The sequence below is a fragment of the Lysinibacillus sp. G1-3 genome, from assembly GCF_056322905.1.
This window is the reverse complement of record NZ_JBWHYQ010000010.1, coordinates 68,186-87,482: the sequence shown is the minus strand read 5'-3', so window position 1 is coordinate 87,482 and position 19,297 is coordinate 68,186. Positions and strand designations below refer to the sequence as shown.

The window sequence follows — 19,297 nt, the reverse complement described above, 5'->3', positions numbered from 1 at the left end:
GGCGTAGTAGCTTTTTCTTTGTGAAAAATTTTGAAGGAAATGTTAAAGCTGACATCTGACTGACACATTAGACCTTTATAGTAGGCATTGTAAACGAGAAACCAAAAGAAAGGATGGGATCAAGGATGGCCGCAAACAAAAGGTTTTTCCGAATGATCGCCTTACCTGCTTCATTATTAATGCTACTAGCTGGATGTGGTGAGAGTAACGATTATGTGGCGAAGGTTGACGGTGAAAAGATATTACAAACAGAATTAGATGACGCATTGCGTGAACAATACGGTACAGAGGTAATAGAAACACTAATTACCAATAAAATAGTTGAGCTAGAGGCGAAAAAAGAGGGTGTTTCTGTATCTGAGGACAGTATTCAAGAAGAGTATGAAGAGTTAGCGGAGTCGTATGGCGGAGAGGAATCCTTACAAGCAGCACTAGAGGAAAATGGACTGACAGAGCAAAGTGTGAAGGATAATATTCGCATGTATCAACTTACAAAAAATGTTATTGCTACAAGCATCGACATATCAGATGAGGAAGTAGCTCAATATTTTGAAGACAATAAGGATAGCTATGGACAAAAGGAAGAGGTCGTAGCCAGTCATATTTTATTGGAGGATAAAGCAACAGCAAAAGATGTGCTAGCAAAAATAAAAGCCGGTGAGGATTTTGCAGATTTAGCAAAAACTTATTCAATTGATACAACAACGAATGAGGCTGGCGGGGAAATAGGTTATATTAGCCGAGGACAAATGGAGGAGCAGTTTGAGGAAGTAGCGTTTGGCCTTGAAAAGGGTAGCATCAGCGACATCGTACAAACATCAGAGGGCTATCACATTATTAAAGTAACCGATAAAGTACCGGCAGAAGAGGCAGTATTCGAAGATCTAAAAGATGAAGTTTATGCAACGGTGCTTGAGGAGCGCATAAATGAAGAGTATGCGTCTTGGTTAGCTGAAAAGCAAGAGCAATACAAAATTGAAAAAATGTAAGGAGTGAACTATATGCCAACTCTTACTTCGTTTAACCCTAACGGTCGAAAGGAGATTAAACAGGCCATCTCTTATCCGGACTATGCATTATTAAAAACTAAACTTCGGCATGTGATGCAGTTAGACAAGCATGCTGGGATGAATGGTAAGTATTTAATTCGCAGCACATACTTCGATAATTTTGCAAACAAGGTCCTAAATGAGAAAAAAGAGGGCTTTATCAATCGAGATAAATATCGAGTACGAATTTATGGTAAGTCCACAGAGATTATAAATTTGGAGCGGAAAAGTAAACGTAATAATTTAACGTTTAAAACGAAGTGTGCCATATCTCAAAAGGAATTTGAACAAATGCGCGTTGGGGAAATCGCTTGGATGGAGAAAGACAAACGAGCGTTAATACAAGATTTATATAAGGAAATGAAGTATCACCAATTGAAACCGATGACAGTTGTTGATTACGAGCGAGAGGCTTACATCTATCCCTTTGGAAATGTGCGTGTCACATTTGATAGTAAAGTACAATCGAGCTTACGTAATACAGATATGTTTCATCCGAAACTGCCGATGGTTGATGTACTTGAGCCAAACTTAGTTATTTTAGAAGTGAAATATGATGAGTACTTGCCAGATATTATTAAGTACTTATTACAATCAGTAGATACACGTGCTGAAGCATATTCGAAATATCAGCTTAGTCGTATGTACGTATAAAGGAGAATTAAACAATGGATACTATAAAATTTAACGATATTTTTAAATCCAGCTTTTTAGAGAAAACAGCATCATTTTCATTAATAGATTCAATTTTAGGGTTAGTTGTAGCGTTCTTTGTGGGGCTGTTTATTTACGCCGTTTACAAGAAAACCTTTAACGGAGTGATTTACTCACATTCCTTCAATATTTCGCTGCTCATTATGACAATGGCAACAGCACTAGTGATTATGGGAATAAGTTCAAATGTGCTGTTATCGCTAGGTATGGTTGGTGCGCTATCAATCGTGCGTTTCCGTACACCTATTAAAGATCCTATGGATTTAGTCTATATTTTCTGGGCAATAGTTTCGGGGATTCTTTGTGGTGCAGGATTTATTCCACTTGTTATTATTGGCGCAGTTTTAATTGGTCTTGTATTACTAGTGTTTGTAAACAAAATTACTGTGGAAAATCCATATTTATTAATTGTGAAATTTGAAGAAGATTATGCATGTGAGGAAGTAGAGCGTATTATTGCGGCACAGTCTAAAAAATTCGCTTTAAAATCAAAATCTATTATGTCGGATGTTGAAATTGAAACAACCTATGAAGTTCGTGTTAAACAAAATGATACAAAATTGATGGACAATCTTACAAAAGTACCTGGAGTAAAATCAGCAGTAATGCTTAGTTATGATGGTAATTTTACTGCTTAGTAACCACTCTGGAGGAGTTTTCTACTATGAAGAGAGGTGCAGATGATGATTAAAACACGGGTTGTCTATATTTGTATGGCAATTCTGGTACTCCTCTTTGTTGTTGTATTTGCTGTGCTTCCAAACGCGGGCATTGAAACGAAAAATACCGAGTTTTCCTATGAGACTATTGTATTTAATAAAAATAAAGTAACAGCATTAGATATTGAAATAGCCGAGGAAGATTGGACAGACATGCTAGAAAGTGCAGCAGATAAGGAGTTGAAGCAAGCTAATATCACGGTAAATGGCAAGAGAATAGAGAATGTAGCTATTCGTACAAAAGGAAGTTCATCACTGAACTCGATTGTAAATAGCGACTCGGATCGATATAGCTTAAAAATAGATTTCGATTATTACGATGATACACAAAGTTTATATGGCTTGAAAAAATTAAATTTAAACAATAATTTCAGTGATACAACATTAATGCGAGAATATGTTTCTTATGAGCTCATGGAACAAATGGGATTACCTACACCCGCTCATTCATATATGTATGTCACAGTGAATGGTAAGGATCAAGGTTTATTTTTAGGGGTAGAAGCGGTGGATGAAACATTCCTGGCAAATAACTACGGCTCTAATGATGGATTTTTGTTTAAGCCAGATGGGACAGGCAGTGATTTAAAATATATTAGTGATGATATTGCTGATTATACGGGAATTGGCTTAAAAACGAACGAAGGCAATGTCGATGAATCAAAATTCATTGAAATGATTGAAGCCATTAATAATGGCGGTAATATCGAAAAATATATTGATGTCGATGAGATGCTGCGTTACTTTGCTATGAACACAGCACTCGTAAATCTTGATAGTTATCAGGGAACTATGAAACACAATTACTATTTGTATGAGGAAAATGGTATGTTTTCGATTATACCATGGGATTTTAATATGTCGTTTGGCGGCTTTGGTGTTGGTGGTAGAATGGGTGGCAACAATAAAATCCAAGAAAATGCCGATATAAAAGCACCTAATGATGCACAGATAAATGATAAATCCGAAATGAAGCCTCAGAATAATGGTCAACAGCAACAGCCAAATGCTGACCGGAATCAGGGTGGACTCAATATGGGATTTGGATTGTCTGGGGATTTGATGGAAGATAGCGCTATTAACTTTAGTGTGACTACACCTGTATCTGGCACAACTTTAGAGGAGCGGCCGCTATTGAACGCCTTACTTTCCAATGAAGAGTATCGTGCTAAATATGAAGGCTATTTAGAAGAGATAGCGACTAATTACTTAACAGAAGATAACGTACAAAACATTACCAAAAAATTGGCATTGCTATTAACAACGTATGTGGAAGCAGACCCTACGAAATTCTCTACAACAGAGCAATTTATAGAAGCGGTAGAAGGGGAAAAGAGTCTCCCTGAATTTGCAAAGCAGCGCTCCGAATCTATTTTAAAGCAGCTGTCGGGGGAACTTGTTGTGGAAGCAACAACACAAGAGAATATGGCAATGCCTAATCCAGGCGAAATGGGTGACATGAACATTCCGATGCAAAGACCAGATGACTTTGATCCGAATCAAATGCCAGAGGATTTTGATCCTTCACAAGCCCCTCCGTTTAATCAAAATGGCGATAATAAGGGAGAAAGACCAAATGGTGGTGGTCCAATGCAACGACCTGACCAAAATGGAGGACCTATGTGGCCGAACCAAGGCGATGAGCAACTAAAGCAAGGAACCATTATCGATAAAAATACAGTTCTTACAGCGATTGTTTGTTTTGCGTTGTTAATAGTTGCACTGCTCTTTGTTTTAAAATTTAACCGAAGAGGTCGTTAAAAAAACCATATCCAAAACTTTTGGGTATGGTTTTTCCTTTTTATCGTGGTAAAATTAATCATTCTTTTTTAGGAGTAATAGTATGAATGAACATCAATTTGATAAATATTTACATATTAACACGGTGGGCGAACAATACGGCTTCCCTAAACTAGCTCATTACCATCGCTATGAACCAACACCGTATGTTGGCTTAGAACAATTATTTTCGGAGTATGAAATGCCTGATCATCCAGTGTTTATCGATATGGGATGTGGAAAAGGGAGAGTCCCTATTTATGTACATGATAAATTTCATATTCCTACAATTGGGGTAGAAATGGATGCAGGTTTTTATGCAGAAGCTGAGAATAATAAAAAGAGCTATCTTCAAAAGAAGAGTGCTCAAGCTCCGATTTCCTTTATTCATTCAATAGCGGAAGACTATGCAATACAACTATGCGACACGGTTTTCTTTTTCTTTAATCCGTTTTCAATCAATATTTTCCGTACAGTTATTCATAATATTTGGAAGTCTTATGAACTGCATATGCGCGAAATTCATATAATTTTATACTACCCACCATATGATTATTTGCAGTTTTTACATCATGGGACACCTTTTGAATTAATCCATGAGGTCCATCTTGAAAATGAAACAAATATTAACGAACGCCTCTGTGTGTTTGCACTAAAAAAAGCTTAGAGCTGAGCAATAATCCAGCTTTAAGTTTTTTTTACTTCTTTCCGATTCCGGGCTCAATTATACCAATGCATAATTGATGAAGGTTTAGCGACTAAAAGTAAACAAACGATGATTACTCCCTCTACTCCTCTTATTCCCCAGGTAATAAATAGTTATTAGTGGTTTCATATAAATACAACCATTTTAATGCCTGATACTCTAAATCATGCAATTTATGACTTCTTTTTACGAGACTTTATCGAAAAAAATAGTCAGAAATGATAGGTTTGTATGAATATTCATAATAAATTAATAGATAATTCACAAATTACTAATTATACAGAAAAATCACTCTAGACTAAATATAAGGAATGTTTTACAATGTAAAAGTCCTAAATGAATAATATTTTGATTCACTTAAAGATAGATAGTTATAAATTATAATTTTGGCTATTTTTGTTATTGAGCAAATGCTATTAATTGTTTATAATTATCTGAAATATCTAATATTTGAGAAAATTCTAGGGGGAATAAAATTATGAGAGAGAACAAAAAGCTTAAAAAGTTTGGCTCACTTCTAGTTGCATCTTCACTACTTGCAGGAGTTCTTGCGGGATGTGGTGGCGGAGATAGTTCAAGTTCGGGAGGAGGGTCATCATCAGGTGGTGGTTCTTCTGACGGTGATACTATTAAAATCGGTGCAAACTTAGAGCTTTCAGGGAACGTAGCTTCTTATGGTTCTTCGATTGGTGTAGGTGCAGACCTAGCAGTTAAAGAAATTAATGATAAGGGCGGAATCGACGGTAAAAAAATTGAGCTTATTAAAGTAGATAACAAATCTGAAAACTCAGAGGCTACTGCAGCAGCTCTTAAACTAGCAACACAAGATAAAGTAGTAGCAATGCTAGCTCCAGCAACTTCTGGTAATACAGTTGCTACTGTTCAAATTGCTAACAGCAATAAAATCCCGATCGTTACAGGTTCAGGTACTGCTCCTAACATTACAGTTAATGATGATGATAGCGTTAACGAGTATGCATTCCGTACTTGTTTCATTGACCCATTCCAAGGGATTGTAGCAGCGAACTTCGCTTCGGGTGAATTGAAAGCTAAAAATGTAGCTATTTTCGCGGACAACGCGTCTGACTATGCAAAAGGTTTAGCAAAATCATTTAAAGATACAATCACTAAAAATGGTGGGAAAGTTGTAGAAGAAGAAGCGTATGTCGCTAAGGATGCTGACTTCCGTACACAATTAACAAATATTAAAGCAGCTAAACCAGACTTTATTTTTATCCCAGGATACTATGAAGAGGTTGGTTTAATTGTTAAACAAGCGCGTGAAATGGGTATCGATGTTCCACTGATGGGGGCTGACGGTTGGGATTCACCTACTTTAGTAGAACTAGCTGGTGGGAAAGCACTGAATAACACGTACATCACAAACCACTATTCTGCAGAAGATCCAGATCAAAAGATCCAAGATTTCGTAAAGGCATTTAAAGCAGCGAACAGTGACAAAGCACCAGATGCATTCAATGCACTTGGCTATGACACAATTTACTACATTGCTGATGCTATTAAACGAGCAGGCTCTACGGATGGGGAAGCTATTAAAAATGCTTTAGCTGACACAAAAGATCTATCTTTAGTAACAGGTACTTTCTCAGTTGACGAAAACCATAACCCAATTAAAACAGCAACAGTTCTTGAATTTAAAGACGGTAAACAAGTGTTCAACTCTAAAGTTAATCCTTAATGTTTTCTTGAGCAAGGGGAGGCGGGTAAACACGCCTTCCTTTTTATGTTTTATCTTCATTCAATGTAGGCTCTCGCTATTAAAGGTAGTGAGATGAATGAGGATATAGTTCCTTTACAGTGTTCAAAATCTGGACGCAATTTTTCTAAAGCGAGATTGCTAGATAGACCATGAAAAAAATTTTTAAAAGACGACACAATTTACTCTATTTTCAATAATAACATGTAGTATAAATTCTATTTTTGCATTTTTCAAAAAATAAAAGGGGTGAACGCTCATGGAATGGATACAGCAGCTTGTGAATGGTATTTCACTAGGTAGTATTTACGCATTAATAGCGCTAGGGTATACGATGGTATACGGGATTATTAAGCTGATCAACTTTGCCCACGGCGATGTTTTCATGATTGGGTCATTTATTGGCTTTTACGCAATTGCTAAATGGGAGCTTGGCTTCTTCCCAGCACTATTATTGGCGATGGTGGTCTGTGCAATCTTTGGTGTTTTAATTGAACGTATTGCTTATAAGCGTTTACGAAATGCCACACGTATTGCAGCTTTAATTACGGCAATAGGTGTATCGCTACTAATTGAATATACAACGATCTACTTCAGAGGGGCGCAACCGGCGGCATACCCAGAAGTTATTACAAATAAATCATTTGATGTTTTCGGGGTTCAAATCGGTAGTACATCAATATTAATTTTATCTGTAGCAATTGTACTGATGATTCTTTTACAATTCATCGTACATAAAACTAAAATCGGGAAAGCGATGCGTGCAGTTTCTCATGATGCAGATGCAGCACGTTTAATGGGTATTAACGTAGATAATACAATTTCAGCAACATTCGCGATTGGTTCTGCTCTAGCTGGTGCAGCAGGTGTTATCTTTGGTGTTTACTATACGAAAATAGATCCATTAATGGGTGTTATTCCAGGGGTTAAAGCGTTTATCGCTGCAGTACTTGGTGGTATTGGGATTATTCCAGGTGCTATGGTTGGCGGTATGTTGCTAGGTGTAGTGGAATCATTAGTAAGTGCACTTGGTTTCTCTTTATGGCGCGATGCAGCGGCATTCGTTATTTTAATTTTAATTTTAATCTTCAGACCATCGGGTATCTTTGGTAAAAATGCCCGTGAGAAAGTGTAGGTGAGCGGTAATGATGAAAAAGTCTAAAGTATTCTGGGGCTATGCCGTATTAGCGCTAGTCATCTATGCAGTTGTTCAAATCCTTATTTCAACAAACATTCTCGATATTTACTATCAAAATATGTTGATCACAATGTGTATTAACATCATGCTTGCGGTCAGTTTGCATATTGTCATTGGGATTACTGGTCAATTCTCGATTGGGCATGCCGGCTTCTTAGCAGTTGGGGCATATGTTTCTGCAATTATTACAACTAAGCTATTGCTTCCGTTCCCATTAGCTATTTTCTTAGGGGCATTAGCAGCAGCGGTAGCAGGTTTAATCGTAGGTATTCCGACATTACGTTTAAAGGGTGACTATTTAGCAATTGCCACGCTTGGTTTTGCGGAAATTATACGTATTATCTTTTTAAATACGGACTATGTTGGTGGCGCGGCAGGGATGCAGGTTCTATATTTATCAAACTGGTCTTATGCATTCATAGGTGTTGTTCTAACAATTTTAGTTATCTCAAACTTTACGAATTCACGTCATGGACGCGCATGTATATCGATTCGTGAGGACGAAATTGCGGCAGATGCAATGGGTATTAATACAACCTACTATAAAGTTGTAGCTTTTGCGATAGGTTCCTTCTTCGCCGGCCTTGCAGGGGCCATTTTTGCACATAACTTTTACATTATCCAACCGACAACTTTCGGGTTCTTAAAATCATTTGATATTTTAATCTTTGTAGTTCTTGGTGGCTTAGGAAGTCTTTCTGGATCTGTCATCGCAGCTATTTTCTTAACAGTAGTCTCAGCATATCTAGCAAACTTCCCAGAAACACGTATGATTATTTACAGTTTAGTATTAATAGTCGTAATGCTATATCGCCCAACAGGGTTAATGGGAACAAAAGAAGTTGCGGACTTATTTAAGTTTGGTAAAAAAGGAGGTACAAAATAATGGCTGGAAACCTTCTTATCAATGTTGAAAACATGGGTATTCAATTCGGTGGTTTAAAGGCGGTACAGGGCGTTAATATGTACCTAAATCAAGGAGAGCTAGTAGGTCTTATAGGGCCCAATGGTGCTGGTAAAACAACTAGCTTTAACATGCTTACCGGAGTGTATATGCCAACGGAGGGCACGATTACATTTGACGGTATAAAGTTGAACGGGCTTGCACCATATCAAGTAACACAAAAAGGTATTAGCCGTACGTTCCAAAATATTCGTTTATTTAAGGAGCTATCTGTTTTAGATAATGTTAAGGTAGCGAACCATTCGCTTGCAAAGCATTCTATGTGGTCTTCCATTTTCCGCTTGCCGAATCATTTTAAAGGTGAGGCAGAAATGGAGCATCAATCTATTGAGTTTCTAAAAATCTTTGGTCTAGATGTTTATAAGGATGAGCTTGCGAAAAATTTACCTTATGGGATGCAGCGCCGTTTAGAAATTGCTCGTGCCTTAGCTGCAAAACCTAAGCTACTTTTATTGGATGAGCCTGCAGCAGGGATGAACCCGCAGGAAACGCAAGATTTAATGGAATTAATAGCGTTTATTCGTAAGGAGTTTGGCTTAACCATTCTTCTAATTGAGCATGATATGAGCTTAGTTATGGGGATATGTGAACGTATATATGTGCTCGATCACGGTCAACTAATCGCAGATGGGACACCAGAAGAAATTCGCAACAATTCAAAGGTAATTGAAGCGTACCTTGGAGAGGAGGTTATCAGCTAATGCTAAAAGTACAAAATATAGATGTATTTTATGGTAACATTCAAGCATTAAAGGGCCTCTCTTTAGAAGTAAATGAGGGTGAAATCGTAACGTTAATCGGTGCAAATGGTGCTGGTAAAAGTACATTATTAAAAACATTGTCGGGCCTATTAAAACCAAAGGGTGGCATCATTGAATATGAAGGCTTCTCTATCGCAGGGAAGGCTGCACAGACAATAGTAAAATCAGGTATTTCACATGTTCCAGAGGGGCGTCGCGTTTTTGCCAATATGTCCGTTGAGGAAAACTTAGAGCTAGGCGCATATCTTCGCAACGATAAGGCTGGCATCAAAAAAGATATGGATCATGTGTTTGAACTATTCCCACGTCTTTTCGAACGTCGGAAACAGCAATCAGGTACATTATCCGGTGGTGAGCAGCAGATGTTAGCGATGGGGCGAGCATTAATGGCAAAACCGAAATTGTTATTAATGGATGAACCTTCAATGGGACTTGCGCCACTCATGGTAAAAAATATTTTCAATATTATTGAGCAAGTCAACAAAGAGGGCACAACTGTATTGCTTGTTGAGCAAAATGCGAATATGGCATTATCAGTAGCGCATCGTGCGTACGTACTTGAAACGGGACGTATTGTATTATCAGGTACAGCAAAAGAGCTTCAAGAGAGTGACCAAGTAAAGGCCGCTTATTTAGGTGGTTTATAGAGGGAGAAGGCGTCTCAATTTCTGAGACGCCTTTTTTCGTATAAACGGAGGAGTGAGGCGACGGAAAGCAGTGCCAAAGCGACGGATAGAACAATCGAAATGACGGAAAGCGGGTCCAGAGCGACGGATAGAACAATCGAAATGACGGAAAGCGGGTCCAGAGCGACGGATAGAACAATCGAAATGACGGAAAGCGGGTCCAAAGCGACGGATAGAACAATCGAAATGACGGAAAGCGGGTCCAGAGCGACGGATAGAACAATCAAAGCGACGGAAAAAAAGGCCTAAACGACGGATACCACTTATCAAAGTGACAAAATAAGAGTAGCTTTCATCTTTTATTATTTGGTAATGTGGAAGAAAGGAGTGATGTTTTATGAAGTATTCAGCACAATATTTTATTGAAAATTTAAATTTAGCAGAGCATCCTGAAGGCGGGTACTATATATCCTCGTTTCGGGCATCGGATGATATGACTGTAAGAGATATACAGAGACCAATTTATACGAGTATTTATTTCTTACTACGTTCACAGGATATATCGCATTTGCATCGTTTGAAATCGGACGAGCTTTGGTATTATCATGCTGGCAGCCCACTAACTGTCCATATGATTTTCCCAGATGGTACATATGAGGCGAAGAAGCTTGGCTTAAATGTAGAGGCAGGAGAAGTACCACAAATTGCAGTACCGAAAAATACTATATTTGGCTCATCCGTAGAGGATGCAAATACATTTAGTTTAGTAGGCTGTATGGTTGCACCTGGCTTTGACTTTGAAGATTTCGAATTATTTACACAAGATGAGTTATTAGCTGACTATCCACAGCACGAGGAAGTTATTCGAAAAATGGCTTACACGACAATTCAAGAATAGAAGAAAAATAGCCGTCTCAAAATCATTTAAGACGGCTTATGCTATTGAAAAATGATTATATTAATGAAATTAAGGTGTCAAATTAATAAGGTATGACTCTTCGGCAAAACGAGGGGTTGATTTCCCCCATCCCCTTAAATGGCTTTATTTTGGTGTGTATTCAAGTAGTTTGAATAGTTCTGTTCGTTCTTTGTCTGTTAAATCGCGCCACTGTCCAACTTTTAAATTGCCAAGCTTTATATTCATAATACGAATGCGTTGTAGACGTTTAACGGAGTAGCCAAGCGCTGAACACATACGACGTATTTGACGGTTTAAGCCTTGCTCTAAAATGATTTTAAAGACTTTATCAGATATTTTTTCAACATGACAAGGCAGGGTTGTAGTATCTAAAATATCTACACCAGCGCCCATTTTCTTTATAAATTGCTCTGTAATAGGTTTATCGACTTGCACGATATATTCTTTTTCGTGATGGTTTTCTGCACGTAAAATCTTATTGACGATGTCCCCATCGTTAGTCAATAATAATAGCCCTTCTGACTCTTTATCTAGTCGTCCGATATGGAAAATACGAAGAGGATGATTGACAAAATCAACGACATTCCCTTTTATATGACGTTCAGTTGTGCTTGTAATTCCTACTGGTTTGTTTAAGGAAATATAAACGAGCTGTTCTTCTTTTTTTACCTCTTTTCCATCAACGCAAACCAGATCACCAGCCTCAACCTGACTGCCGACTGTAGCAAGCTCACCATTAATCGTAACTTTACCTTCTGCTATCCATTTATCTGCGCCTCGACGAGATACAATGCCTGTTTCACTTAAATATTTATTAATTCGCATACTGTTCTCCTATACATTTATATTATTTTTAAGTATACATTATAGTTGGTCGAACCGTGAATCCTAGAAGTTTTTCTAGTCAATATAAGCTACTTTGTAAGCCTAATCACAAAGCCGATTCCAGAGGCTATTATGCCGAGGAAAAATCGGTTCAAGAATAGATTTCAGTATTAATTCAATAAAATTTTAAAAAGTTGAAATTATTCTTCGTTTCTGACAATATATTGAGTAAGAGGGTATCTATGAAAATATCGTTTTTTCGATGAAAATGATGATTTTTGTAGATTATTTTCTCATTATTTTGTGTAAAGGGGAGAAGTAAAATGGTTTATGCATTTCCAAACACTGAAGGATCGGTAGTTCAATTCAAAGAGAAATATGAAAATTACATTGGTGGGGAATGGACACCTCCAGTGAAAGGACAATACTTTGATAATGTTACACCTGTTACTGGACAAGTTTTTACACAATTAGCTCGTTCTACTGCTGAGGATATTGAACTTGCAGTTGATGCAGCACATGCCGCAAAAGAAGAATGGGGCAAAACATCTCCAACAGAGCGTGCAAACATTTTACTTAAAATTGCGGACCGCATAGAGCAAAACTTAGAAAAGCTAGCCGTTGCCGAAACATGGGATAACGGAAAAGCGGTACGTGAGACATTAAATGCAGATATCCCTCTTGCGATTGATCATTTCCGTTATTTTGCTGGAGCTTTACGTGCACAAGAAGGCGCGGTAAGCCAAATCGATAATGATACAGTCGCTTATCATTTCCATGAGCCAATTGGGGTAGTAGGTCAAATTATCCCTTGGAATTTCCCGTTATTAATGGCCGTTTGGAAGCTAGCACCTGCACTTGCAGCTGGAAACTGTGTAGTGTTGAAACCTGCAGAGCAAACGCCAGCTTCGATAATGGTGTTCGTTGAATTAATAGAAGATTTATTACCATCGGGCGTACTTAATGTTGTGAATGGCTTTGGTTTAGAAGCAGGAAAACCATTAGCATCGAACCCACGGATTGGCAAAATTGCCTTTACTGGTGAAACTACGACAGGTCGCTTAATTATGCAATATGCTTCACAAAATCTTATTCCAGTTACATTAGAATTGGGCGGCAAGTCACCAAATATATTCTTTGAAGATATTATGGATGAAGACGATGCCTTTTTAGATAAAGCAGTTGAAGGCTTTGTATTATTCGCCCTAAATCAAGGTGAAGTATGTACATGTCCTTCTCGTGCAATAATTCAAGAGTCTATTTATGATAAATTTATGGAACGCGTCCTACAACGTGTTGAAGCGATTAAAGTTGGGAATCCACTTGATCCGAATACGATGATGGGAGCGCAGGCTTCGAGTGAGCAAATGGAAAAAATCCTTTCTTATTTAGATATTGGTAAGCAAGAAGGTGCAGAATGTCTAATTGGAGGAGAGAAAAATAATGTAGGAGCAGGTTTTGAAAATGGTTACTACATTAAGCCAACTGTCTTCAAAGGACATAATAAAATGCGTATTTTCCAAGAAGAAATCTTCGGGCCAGTTGTTGCCGTAACAACATTTAAAACAAAAGAGGAAGCATTAGAAATCGCAAATGACACACTATATGGTTTAGGTGCAGGTGTATGGACGCGTGATATGAATACGGCTTATCGCTTCGGTCGTGGTATTCAAGCTGGGCGTGTTTGGACAAACTGCTACCATGCTTATCCTGCACATGCAGCGTTCGGTGGCTATAAAATGTCGGGTGTTGGTCGTGAAAACCATAAAATGATGTTAGCGCATTATCAGCAAACGAAAAACTTATTAGTTAGCTACAGCGAAAACAAACTTGGCTTCTTCTAATTAGTAGGGAGGTGCATGAGCGTGGTCATGCGTGTTTTAGCAACTGAAGAAGCGCTAGCACTAATCGAATTATTGAAAGAAAAGCATGGGCCCATTATGTTTCATCAATCAGGTGGATGCTGTGATGGCTCCTCGCCAATGTGTTATCCAGAAGGAGACTTACTATTAGGTGACCAGGATGTTTGTCTTGGAGAGATTGGTGGTGCTTCCTTCTACATGCATAAAAATCAATATGATTATTGGAAGCATACACAAATAATCTTGGACGTTGTCGACGGTAGAGGTGGTATGTTTTCACTGGAAGGTGTTGAAGGTAAGAGGTTTTTAACAAGGTCAAGAGCCTTTTCCGCAGAGGAATTAAAAGAATTAGGATTAATTTAAGTGCACCGAACAAGCAATTAAGCAAATTTACTTTTAAGGACAGCGGCAAGAATATTGCCGCTTTTTTTTATGTTCATTCTTCTGGAAAAAGCGTATGGAAGGTTTTAAGTATGTGCTGATTTTAAAAATCAGCTGAATCTTTTCGATAATATATTACGTAAGTATGGAAAAAGGAGCGTGTTAAACATGGACTTTGTTATGATAGAAAATCAGTTTACAAGTACGCTGGAGGATGTCTCAAAGGCTGTCGGTCGGACGGTTGATCGTAAAATTGTGTTGGCAATCGCTAGCAAATATGTGGCATCTGGAAAACCCTTTGATTCCATTAAATATAAAAAAGTATTACAAGAAATGAAAAAGCAAACGTCATGGTCATCTCCGTTAAGAACGACGGTAGGTTATAGTATTGCTGCAAATTTGATGGATCAAGAGGATACAGAACTGGCGGTGAAAAATTTACTGACGAACGTTAGCATAATGAAAGAGGTAAAATTCAGAAGCGGGAATTTTAGTTTTATAGGTGCACAGTTTTTAACGGAAGAGGAAAGTGAGAAACGCGCACATGCACAGGTAGCACGCGCATTATTTGATGCAATCCGCAAGCATCACCGATTTTTAACGTCGTACGATGATATTCCCTATGCAGTATTGTTAAGTAGCCAATCTGATGATGTTGAGCTACGTGCAGAAACAATGAATCGTTATTATAAAGAATTACGTACGTATAATTTTAATGCAGGTAATGAGCTTCAATGGCTATCACAAGTACTGACTTTCTTATCACCTCAATATGAAAATAAGTTAGTGCCTAATGTTGTTACGACCCGTGACACACTAAAAAATCAAGATGTAAAGGTCAAGGCGATGCATTATCCATTACTGGGCTTTTTAGCAATCCTTGAAGTGAATCAAGCACAGCTTCAACAGATTGTTGATTTATATCATGAGTTAAAGGGTATGAAATTTTTAAAATGGCATCGTGAATTTGTGTTATTTATGGCCACACAAATTGCTATTTATGATATGGCGAATGTACAACAATCCTTATCAATGTCAATCATGTCATCCATTGAATTGCTAATTCAAGCACAGCAGGCAGCGATGTTCGCAGCAGTAAGTGCAGCAGCCGTAGCAACAAGTTCTTCGTGATAAAATAAAGAAGAATTTGATTTTGGAGGTGCATTTGAAGGATGAAGGAAACAAAACTTTGGATGAATGGCGAGTGGCAAAGCACAAAGGAAACATATGAACTGAAATCACCTTATAGTGGTGAGATTATCGCAAAGGTAGCTAAGGCGTCAATTTCTGACGTTGAACGAGCAATCGAAGGTGCTCAGGAGGCATTCCAAACGTTTAAAAAGACAACAGCCTACGAACGTGCCGAAATATTGTATAAAGTGGTCGACATAATGCGCCAGCGTAAAGAGGAATTAGCTGAAATTTTAGCTTTAGAGGCAGGTAAACCAATATCAGCAGGTTTAACTGAAATAGAACGTACAATAGCAACATACCAATTTGCTGCAGAGGGAGCTAAGCAAGCAAAGGGTGAAACGGTACCAATGGATGCTGCACCTGGGGCAGGAGATCGTATTGGCTGGACAAAGCGAGAGCCTCTAGGTGTAATTTCAGCCATTACACCTTTTAATTTTCCCTTTAATTTAGTGGCACATAAATTAGGTCCTGCCTTTGCGGTTGGAAATACGGTTGTATTAAAGCCAGCGACGCAAACGCCATTAAGTTCTATCATAATGGCGGAAATTTTCCAACAAGCTGGTCTACCTAATGGTGCGCTTCAAATTATTACAGGTAGCGGTGGGGAGCTAAGTGATACACTTGTGACTCACCCGCTTGTGAAAAAGGTGACATTCACGGGAAGCGGTAAGGTTGGAATGGGCATTAAAGCAAAAGTAGGTTTGCGAAAAGTTACTTTAGAACTTGGTTCCAATGCGGCAGTAATTGTCGAGCCGTCGACACCAATTGATAAAATTATTTCGCGTTGTGTCGGTGGTGCCTTTAATTTTGCTGGACAAGTTTGTATCTCTTTACAACGTATTTATGTACACACATCTATTATGGATGAATTTACAAAGGCGTTTGTTGCTGAGACAGAGAAATTAGTGGTAGGTGACCCACTAGATACAAATACTGATGTTAGTGCAATGATTAACCCAAAAGAAGTTGAGCGTATTCGTCAATGGATTGAGGAAGCAAAGTCACAAGGGGCGGTAGTTGCTACAGGAGGAAAATTTACGGAACGTACTTTAACGCCTACTGTTATGACGAATGTGACGGCAAATATGAAAATTGTTTGCCAGGAAACATTCGCGCCAATCGTCTCAATTGTTTCATATGAAACATTAGACGACGCTATTCGACTAGTGAATGAGTCGGACCTTGGCTTAAATGCTGGAATTTATACGAATGTTTTACAAGATGCATTATATGCAGCGGATGAATTACAGGCAGGTGCTGTTATGATTAATGATATTCCGACTTTCAGGGTTGATAATATGCCATATGGTGGCGTAAAAATGAGTGGTTACGGTCGTGAAGGCATTAAGTGGGCAATCGAAGAAATGACAGATATGAAATTAATTACGATGAAAAAATCGTTCTAGTTTGCATCGACTCTTGTTCTGCGATACGATGACGAAAGAACATTCATGAAGGGAAGTCGCAAGAATTATGTCAAACAACGCAATACCGATGAGCCAGTCACGTACTGTTCAGACTCGTCTCGTATTACCGCCAGATACAAATAATCACAACTCCATTTTTGGTGGAAGAGTGTTAGCGTATATTGATGAAATTGCTGCTATTACAGCCATGAAGCATGCAAAAGGTCATGTAGTCACAGCTTCTATCGATTCGGTTGACTTTTTATCGCCAGCACATGTAGGGGCTATTTTAGAAATTGAAAGCATTGTTTCGTCAACTGGACGGTCTTCAATGGAAGTTTATGTTCGAGTTATTTCACGAAACATTGAAACTGGTGAGGAGAAATTAACGACGGAATCCTTTGTAACGATGGTTGCAGTTGATGATGAAGGTAAACCTAAGCCAGTTCCGGCAATTTATCCTGAAACAGATGCGGAAAAACGTCTGTTTGAAACGGGACCAGCAAGACGCGAACATCGTAAACAAAAACGCGAGTTACCGCATTAAAAATAAAAGGGAAATTGACGTATGCTGTCAGTTTCCCTTTTTCGTGCTTACATTTGTAATTCATTTACTACGTTAATAAGTGAATCGGAAGAAGAAGAAACAAGTGTAGCGCCTTGTGACAATTCAGTAATCAAATTAGAGATGGCTGAAATATCTCTGGATGTATTTACATACTGCTGCTGAATGCCAGAAACTGCATCGGCGATATCATTAAATGATTTAGACAAACTGTTTTGCGTATCTACACTATGTTGAATCTTTTGATCAACGTTAGTAACCGAAGTCGACATTGTTGTAATATTACTTTCAGTTTCTTTAATGAGATGAGAAACATTTTGTACCGCATTTTTTGTTTCTTCAGCAAGTTTACGAACTTCCTCTGCAACAACAGCGAAGCCTTTACCATGCTCACCTGCACGGGCTGCCTCGATAGAAGCATTCAGTGCTAATAAGTTCGTTTGATCGGCAATTCCTGTGACCAGTCCTACAATTTCCGATATTTTTTGAGAAGATGTGCGTAGCTGGTTCATCGTAACTTCGAGACTGTTTACACTTTGTAAAATTACTTGTATTAAATCATTTTGATCTTGCAGTTGCTGCTGTCCACGTCTGGATTTTTCCTGTGTATCAGCAACGAAGGTTAAACCTTGCTTCGTAGCTACTGCGATATCATCTGTTTGAGAGGAAATGACTAATAAAGAAGCTGCCGTTTCTTCACTAATCTCATTGAGTTCCTCTGCCGTTTTTTGAATGGTAGTAACAAGTGCATGCTTTGTTTCACCTTCTACTGTACGAATGCGTTCCTCTTCTTTTTCATAGGCTTCGATTACAAGCTGCTGCTCGAAGTTAATGATTTTGCAGAAGGCATTGATAGCACGAATTGCATCATGTTTTGATACATCTAACTCATTTGTAAAGCGTGTAAAGGTCGTTGTTAATGATTGGAATGAGGCGATATACCACTTCGATTGTAGACCAATTCGAACGTGAGTTTCGGCAATTGCCTTTCGTTCATTAATGTAAGAGTCATTAATACGACTTTCAAAAATATCACTCAAATGTTTATGTAAAGTAACTTTTAAACGCTCGATTTGTGATGTTCTGTTTATAATATTTAACAAATCTTGGCTCAAACTAATGGCTGCATAAAATTGATCCACCATTTCAGGAACTAAATCCTTAGCTAAAGGCTGTAGTTGTTTTATGATGGCTAAATCCTCAATAGTTAAATCTAAAAGTTGTAACTGTTTTTGAAGATTTGGATGGTTTGATACATCCAATTGTACATCGCTCTTATAATTTTCAGGCGCTAGTGTAATTGAGTAGCTAGAATCGTTCTTTTTTGTAAACCAACTCATCGTTGTTTGCTCCATTCCTTAGGTCCGTAGTATGCATAGAATAGTAAACTAAATACCTATTAAATTACTTGGGTTGTTAATTTGCTGAATATATAGTATTTAATATATTCTACTATTTTTTGTGCTATATTTGGTTGAAATTTTAGTTTATTTCTATATTTTTTTATTAGTTACAGATGATTGTCGATTAAAAGTCATGAAATCGACTACTAAAAAGGTAATAGGTAAATTGAATTTGAAATAGGAAACCTGTAAAATACGAACTGTTTAGCTTGAACGTAACGATAGTGTTGAGGAGGTATTATATGGAGAAGAAACGTTTCAAATTTGTCATTCCGGTTATGGTAATAGTAGCAATTGGGTCGGTTTACATGTTAAGAAACTACTATGCTGAGGTACCAGAATTAGATCAACTATTAATTACTATCTGTGCAACATTAGTATCTGGTGTACTCGCATACTTTTTATTTCCACAGCAAGGTGAAGATAAAGTTGATGATCGCGGTCCTTACTAACAGTGAAAGGCACCTTAGAAAAAATCTAAGGTGCCTTTAGCTTGTCGATAAATGAAT

The 19,297-nt window shown here is 38.0% G+C and carries 19 protein-coding genes; 17 read left to right on the top strand and 2 right to left on the bottom strand.

The annotated features are described in order from the left end of the window. The first annotated feature begins 125 nt into the window (after positions 1 to 125). From ACVYAD_RS12300 to ACVYAD_RS12250, 11 genes are all read left to right on the top strand, one after another. A complete protein-coding gene (locus tag ACVYAD_RS12300; RefSeq protein ID WP_476426616.1) occupies positions 126 to 989 on the top strand; it encodes a peptidylprolyl isomerase in 864 nt (287 codons plus the stop codon). 12 nt (positions 990 to 1,001) lie between these two features. Then, the gene (locus tag ACVYAD_RS12295; protein ID WP_476426615.1) at positions 1,002 to 1,703 is read left to right on the top strand and encodes a polyphosphate polymerase domain-containing protein; all 702 of its coding nucleotides are present in this window, start codon (positions 1,002 to 1,004) and stop codon (positions 1,701 to 1,703) included. A gap of 14 nt (positions 1,704 to 1,717) precedes the next feature. Continuing rightward, entirely contained in the window at positions 1,718 to 2,401 is a 684-nt protein-coding gene (locus tag ACVYAD_RS12290) for a DUF4956 domain-containing protein (RefSeq protein ID WP_476426614.1), read from the top strand. Positions 2,402 to 2,443: 42 nt separating this feature from the next. Beyond that, complete coding sequence (locus tag ACVYAD_RS12285) at positions 2,444 to 4,243, top strand: CotH kinase family protein (RefSeq protein ID WP_476426613.1); 1,800 nt, start codon at positions 2,444 to 2,446, stop codon at positions 4,241 to 4,243. Positions 4,244 to 4,325: 82 nt separating this feature from the next. Next, positions 4,326 to 4,928 (top strand): class I SAM-dependent methyltransferase, encoded by a 603-nt coding sequence (locus ACVYAD_RS12280; RefSeq protein ID WP_476426612.1) that lies wholly within the window; start codon positions 4,326 to 4,328, stop codon positions 4,926 to 4,928. Between the two features lie 517 nt (positions 4,929 to 5,445). Beyond that, the gene (locus ACVYAD_RS12275) at positions 5,446 to 6,666 is read left to right on the top strand and encodes an ABC transporter substrate-binding protein (RefSeq protein ID WP_386828893.1); all 1,221 of its coding nucleotides are present in this window, start codon (positions 5,446 to 5,448) and stop codon (positions 6,664 to 6,666) included. A 277-nt stretch (positions 6,667 to 6,943) separates the two neighbouring features. Next, on the top strand, positions 6,944 to 7,819 hold the full coding sequence (locus ACVYAD_RS12270) for a branched-chain amino acid ABC transporter permease (RefSeq protein ID WP_386828891.1): 876 nt from the start codon (positions 6,944 to 6,946) through the stop codon (positions 7,817 to 7,819). Positions 7,820 to 7,832: 13 nt separating this feature from the next. Then, entirely contained in the window at positions 7,833 to 8,768 is a 936-nt protein-coding gene (locus ACVYAD_RS12265; protein WP_197142666.1) for a branched-chain amino acid ABC transporter permease, read from the top strand. Then, entirely contained in the window at positions 8,768 to 9,547 is a 780-nt protein-coding gene (locus ACVYAD_RS12260) for an ABC transporter ATP-binding protein (RefSeq protein WP_349660234.1), read from the top strand. Before ACVYAD_RS12265 ends, ACVYAD_RS12260 begins: the two co-directional genes overlap by 1 nt. Beyond that, on the top strand, positions 9,547 to 10,254 hold the full coding sequence (locus tag ACVYAD_RS12255; protein ID WP_349660235.1) for an ABC transporter ATP-binding protein: 708 nt from the start codon (positions 9,547 to 9,549) through the stop codon (positions 10,252 to 10,254). Before ACVYAD_RS12260 ends, ACVYAD_RS12255 begins: the two co-directional genes overlap by 1 nt. Before the next feature lie 376 nt (positions 10,255 to 10,630). Then, entirely contained in the window at positions 10,631 to 11,131 is a 501-nt protein-coding gene (locus ACVYAD_RS12250) for a cupin domain-containing protein (RefSeq protein ID WP_386828887.1), read from the top strand. Positions 11,132 to 11,275: 144 nt separating this feature from the next. Here ACVYAD_RS12250 and rluF read toward each other — a convergent pair whose 3' ends face one another. Next, positions 11,276 to 11,977, bottom strand: a complete 702-nt coding sequence (gene rluF, locus ACVYAD_RS12245; RefSeq protein ID WP_476426611.1) for a 23S rRNA pseudouridine(2604) synthase RluF — start codon at positions 11,975 to 11,977, stop codon at positions 11,276 to 11,278. Between the two features lie 323 nt (positions 11,978 to 12,300). Between rluF and adh the strand changes: the two genes are divergently transcribed. From adh to ACVYAD_RS12220, 5 genes are all read left to right on the top strand, one after another. After that, entirely contained in the window at positions 12,301 to 13,821 is a 1,521-nt protein-coding gene (gene adh / locus ACVYAD_RS12240) for an aldehyde dehydrogenase (protein WP_197142579.1), read from the top strand. 21 nt (positions 13,822 to 13,842) lie between these two features. Beyond that, the gene (locus ACVYAD_RS12235) at positions 13,843 to 14,202 is read left to right on the top strand and encodes a DUF779 domain-containing protein (RefSeq protein WP_349660238.1); all 360 of its coding nucleotides are present in this window, start codon (positions 13,843 to 13,845) and stop codon (positions 14,200 to 14,202) included. A 186-nt stretch (positions 14,203 to 14,388) separates the two neighbouring features. Continuing rightward, on the top strand, positions 14,389 to 15,351 hold the full coding sequence (locus ACVYAD_RS12230; RefSeq protein WP_476426610.1) for a DUF4003 family protein: 963 nt from the start codon (positions 14,389 to 14,391) through the stop codon (positions 15,349 to 15,351). A gap of 41 nt (positions 15,352 to 15,392) precedes the next feature. Further along, positions 15,393 to 16,820: an aldehyde dehydrogenase family protein gene (locus ACVYAD_RS12225; RefSeq protein WP_349660240.1), complete on the top strand. Its 1,428-nt coding sequence runs from the start codon at positions 15,393 to 15,395 to the stop codon at positions 16,818 to 16,820. A gap of 67 nt (positions 16,821 to 16,887) precedes the next feature. After that, entirely contained in the window at positions 16,888 to 17,367 is a 480-nt protein-coding gene (locus ACVYAD_RS12220) for an acyl-CoA thioesterase (RefSeq protein ID WP_079562402.1), read from the top strand. Positions 17,368 to 17,414: 47 nt separating this feature from the next. On the opposite strand, the gene ACVYAD_RS12215 is transcribed toward ACVYAD_RS12220, so the two are convergent. Beyond that, positions 17,415 to 18,725 (bottom strand): globin-coupled sensor protein, encoded by a 1,311-nt coding sequence (locus tag ACVYAD_RS12215; RefSeq protein ID WP_349660241.1) that lies wholly within the window; start codon positions 18,723 to 18,725, stop codon positions 17,415 to 17,417. Between the two features lie 305 nt (positions 18,726 to 19,030). Here ACVYAD_RS12215 and ACVYAD_RS12210 point away from each other — a divergent pair, with 305 nt between their 5' ends. Further along, positions 19,031 to 19,240, top strand: coding sequence for a hypothetical protein (locus ACVYAD_RS12210; protein WP_349660242.1), 210 nt, complete (start codon positions 19,031 to 19,033; stop codon positions 19,238 to 19,240). Positions 19,241 to 19,297: the final 57 nt, after the last annotated feature.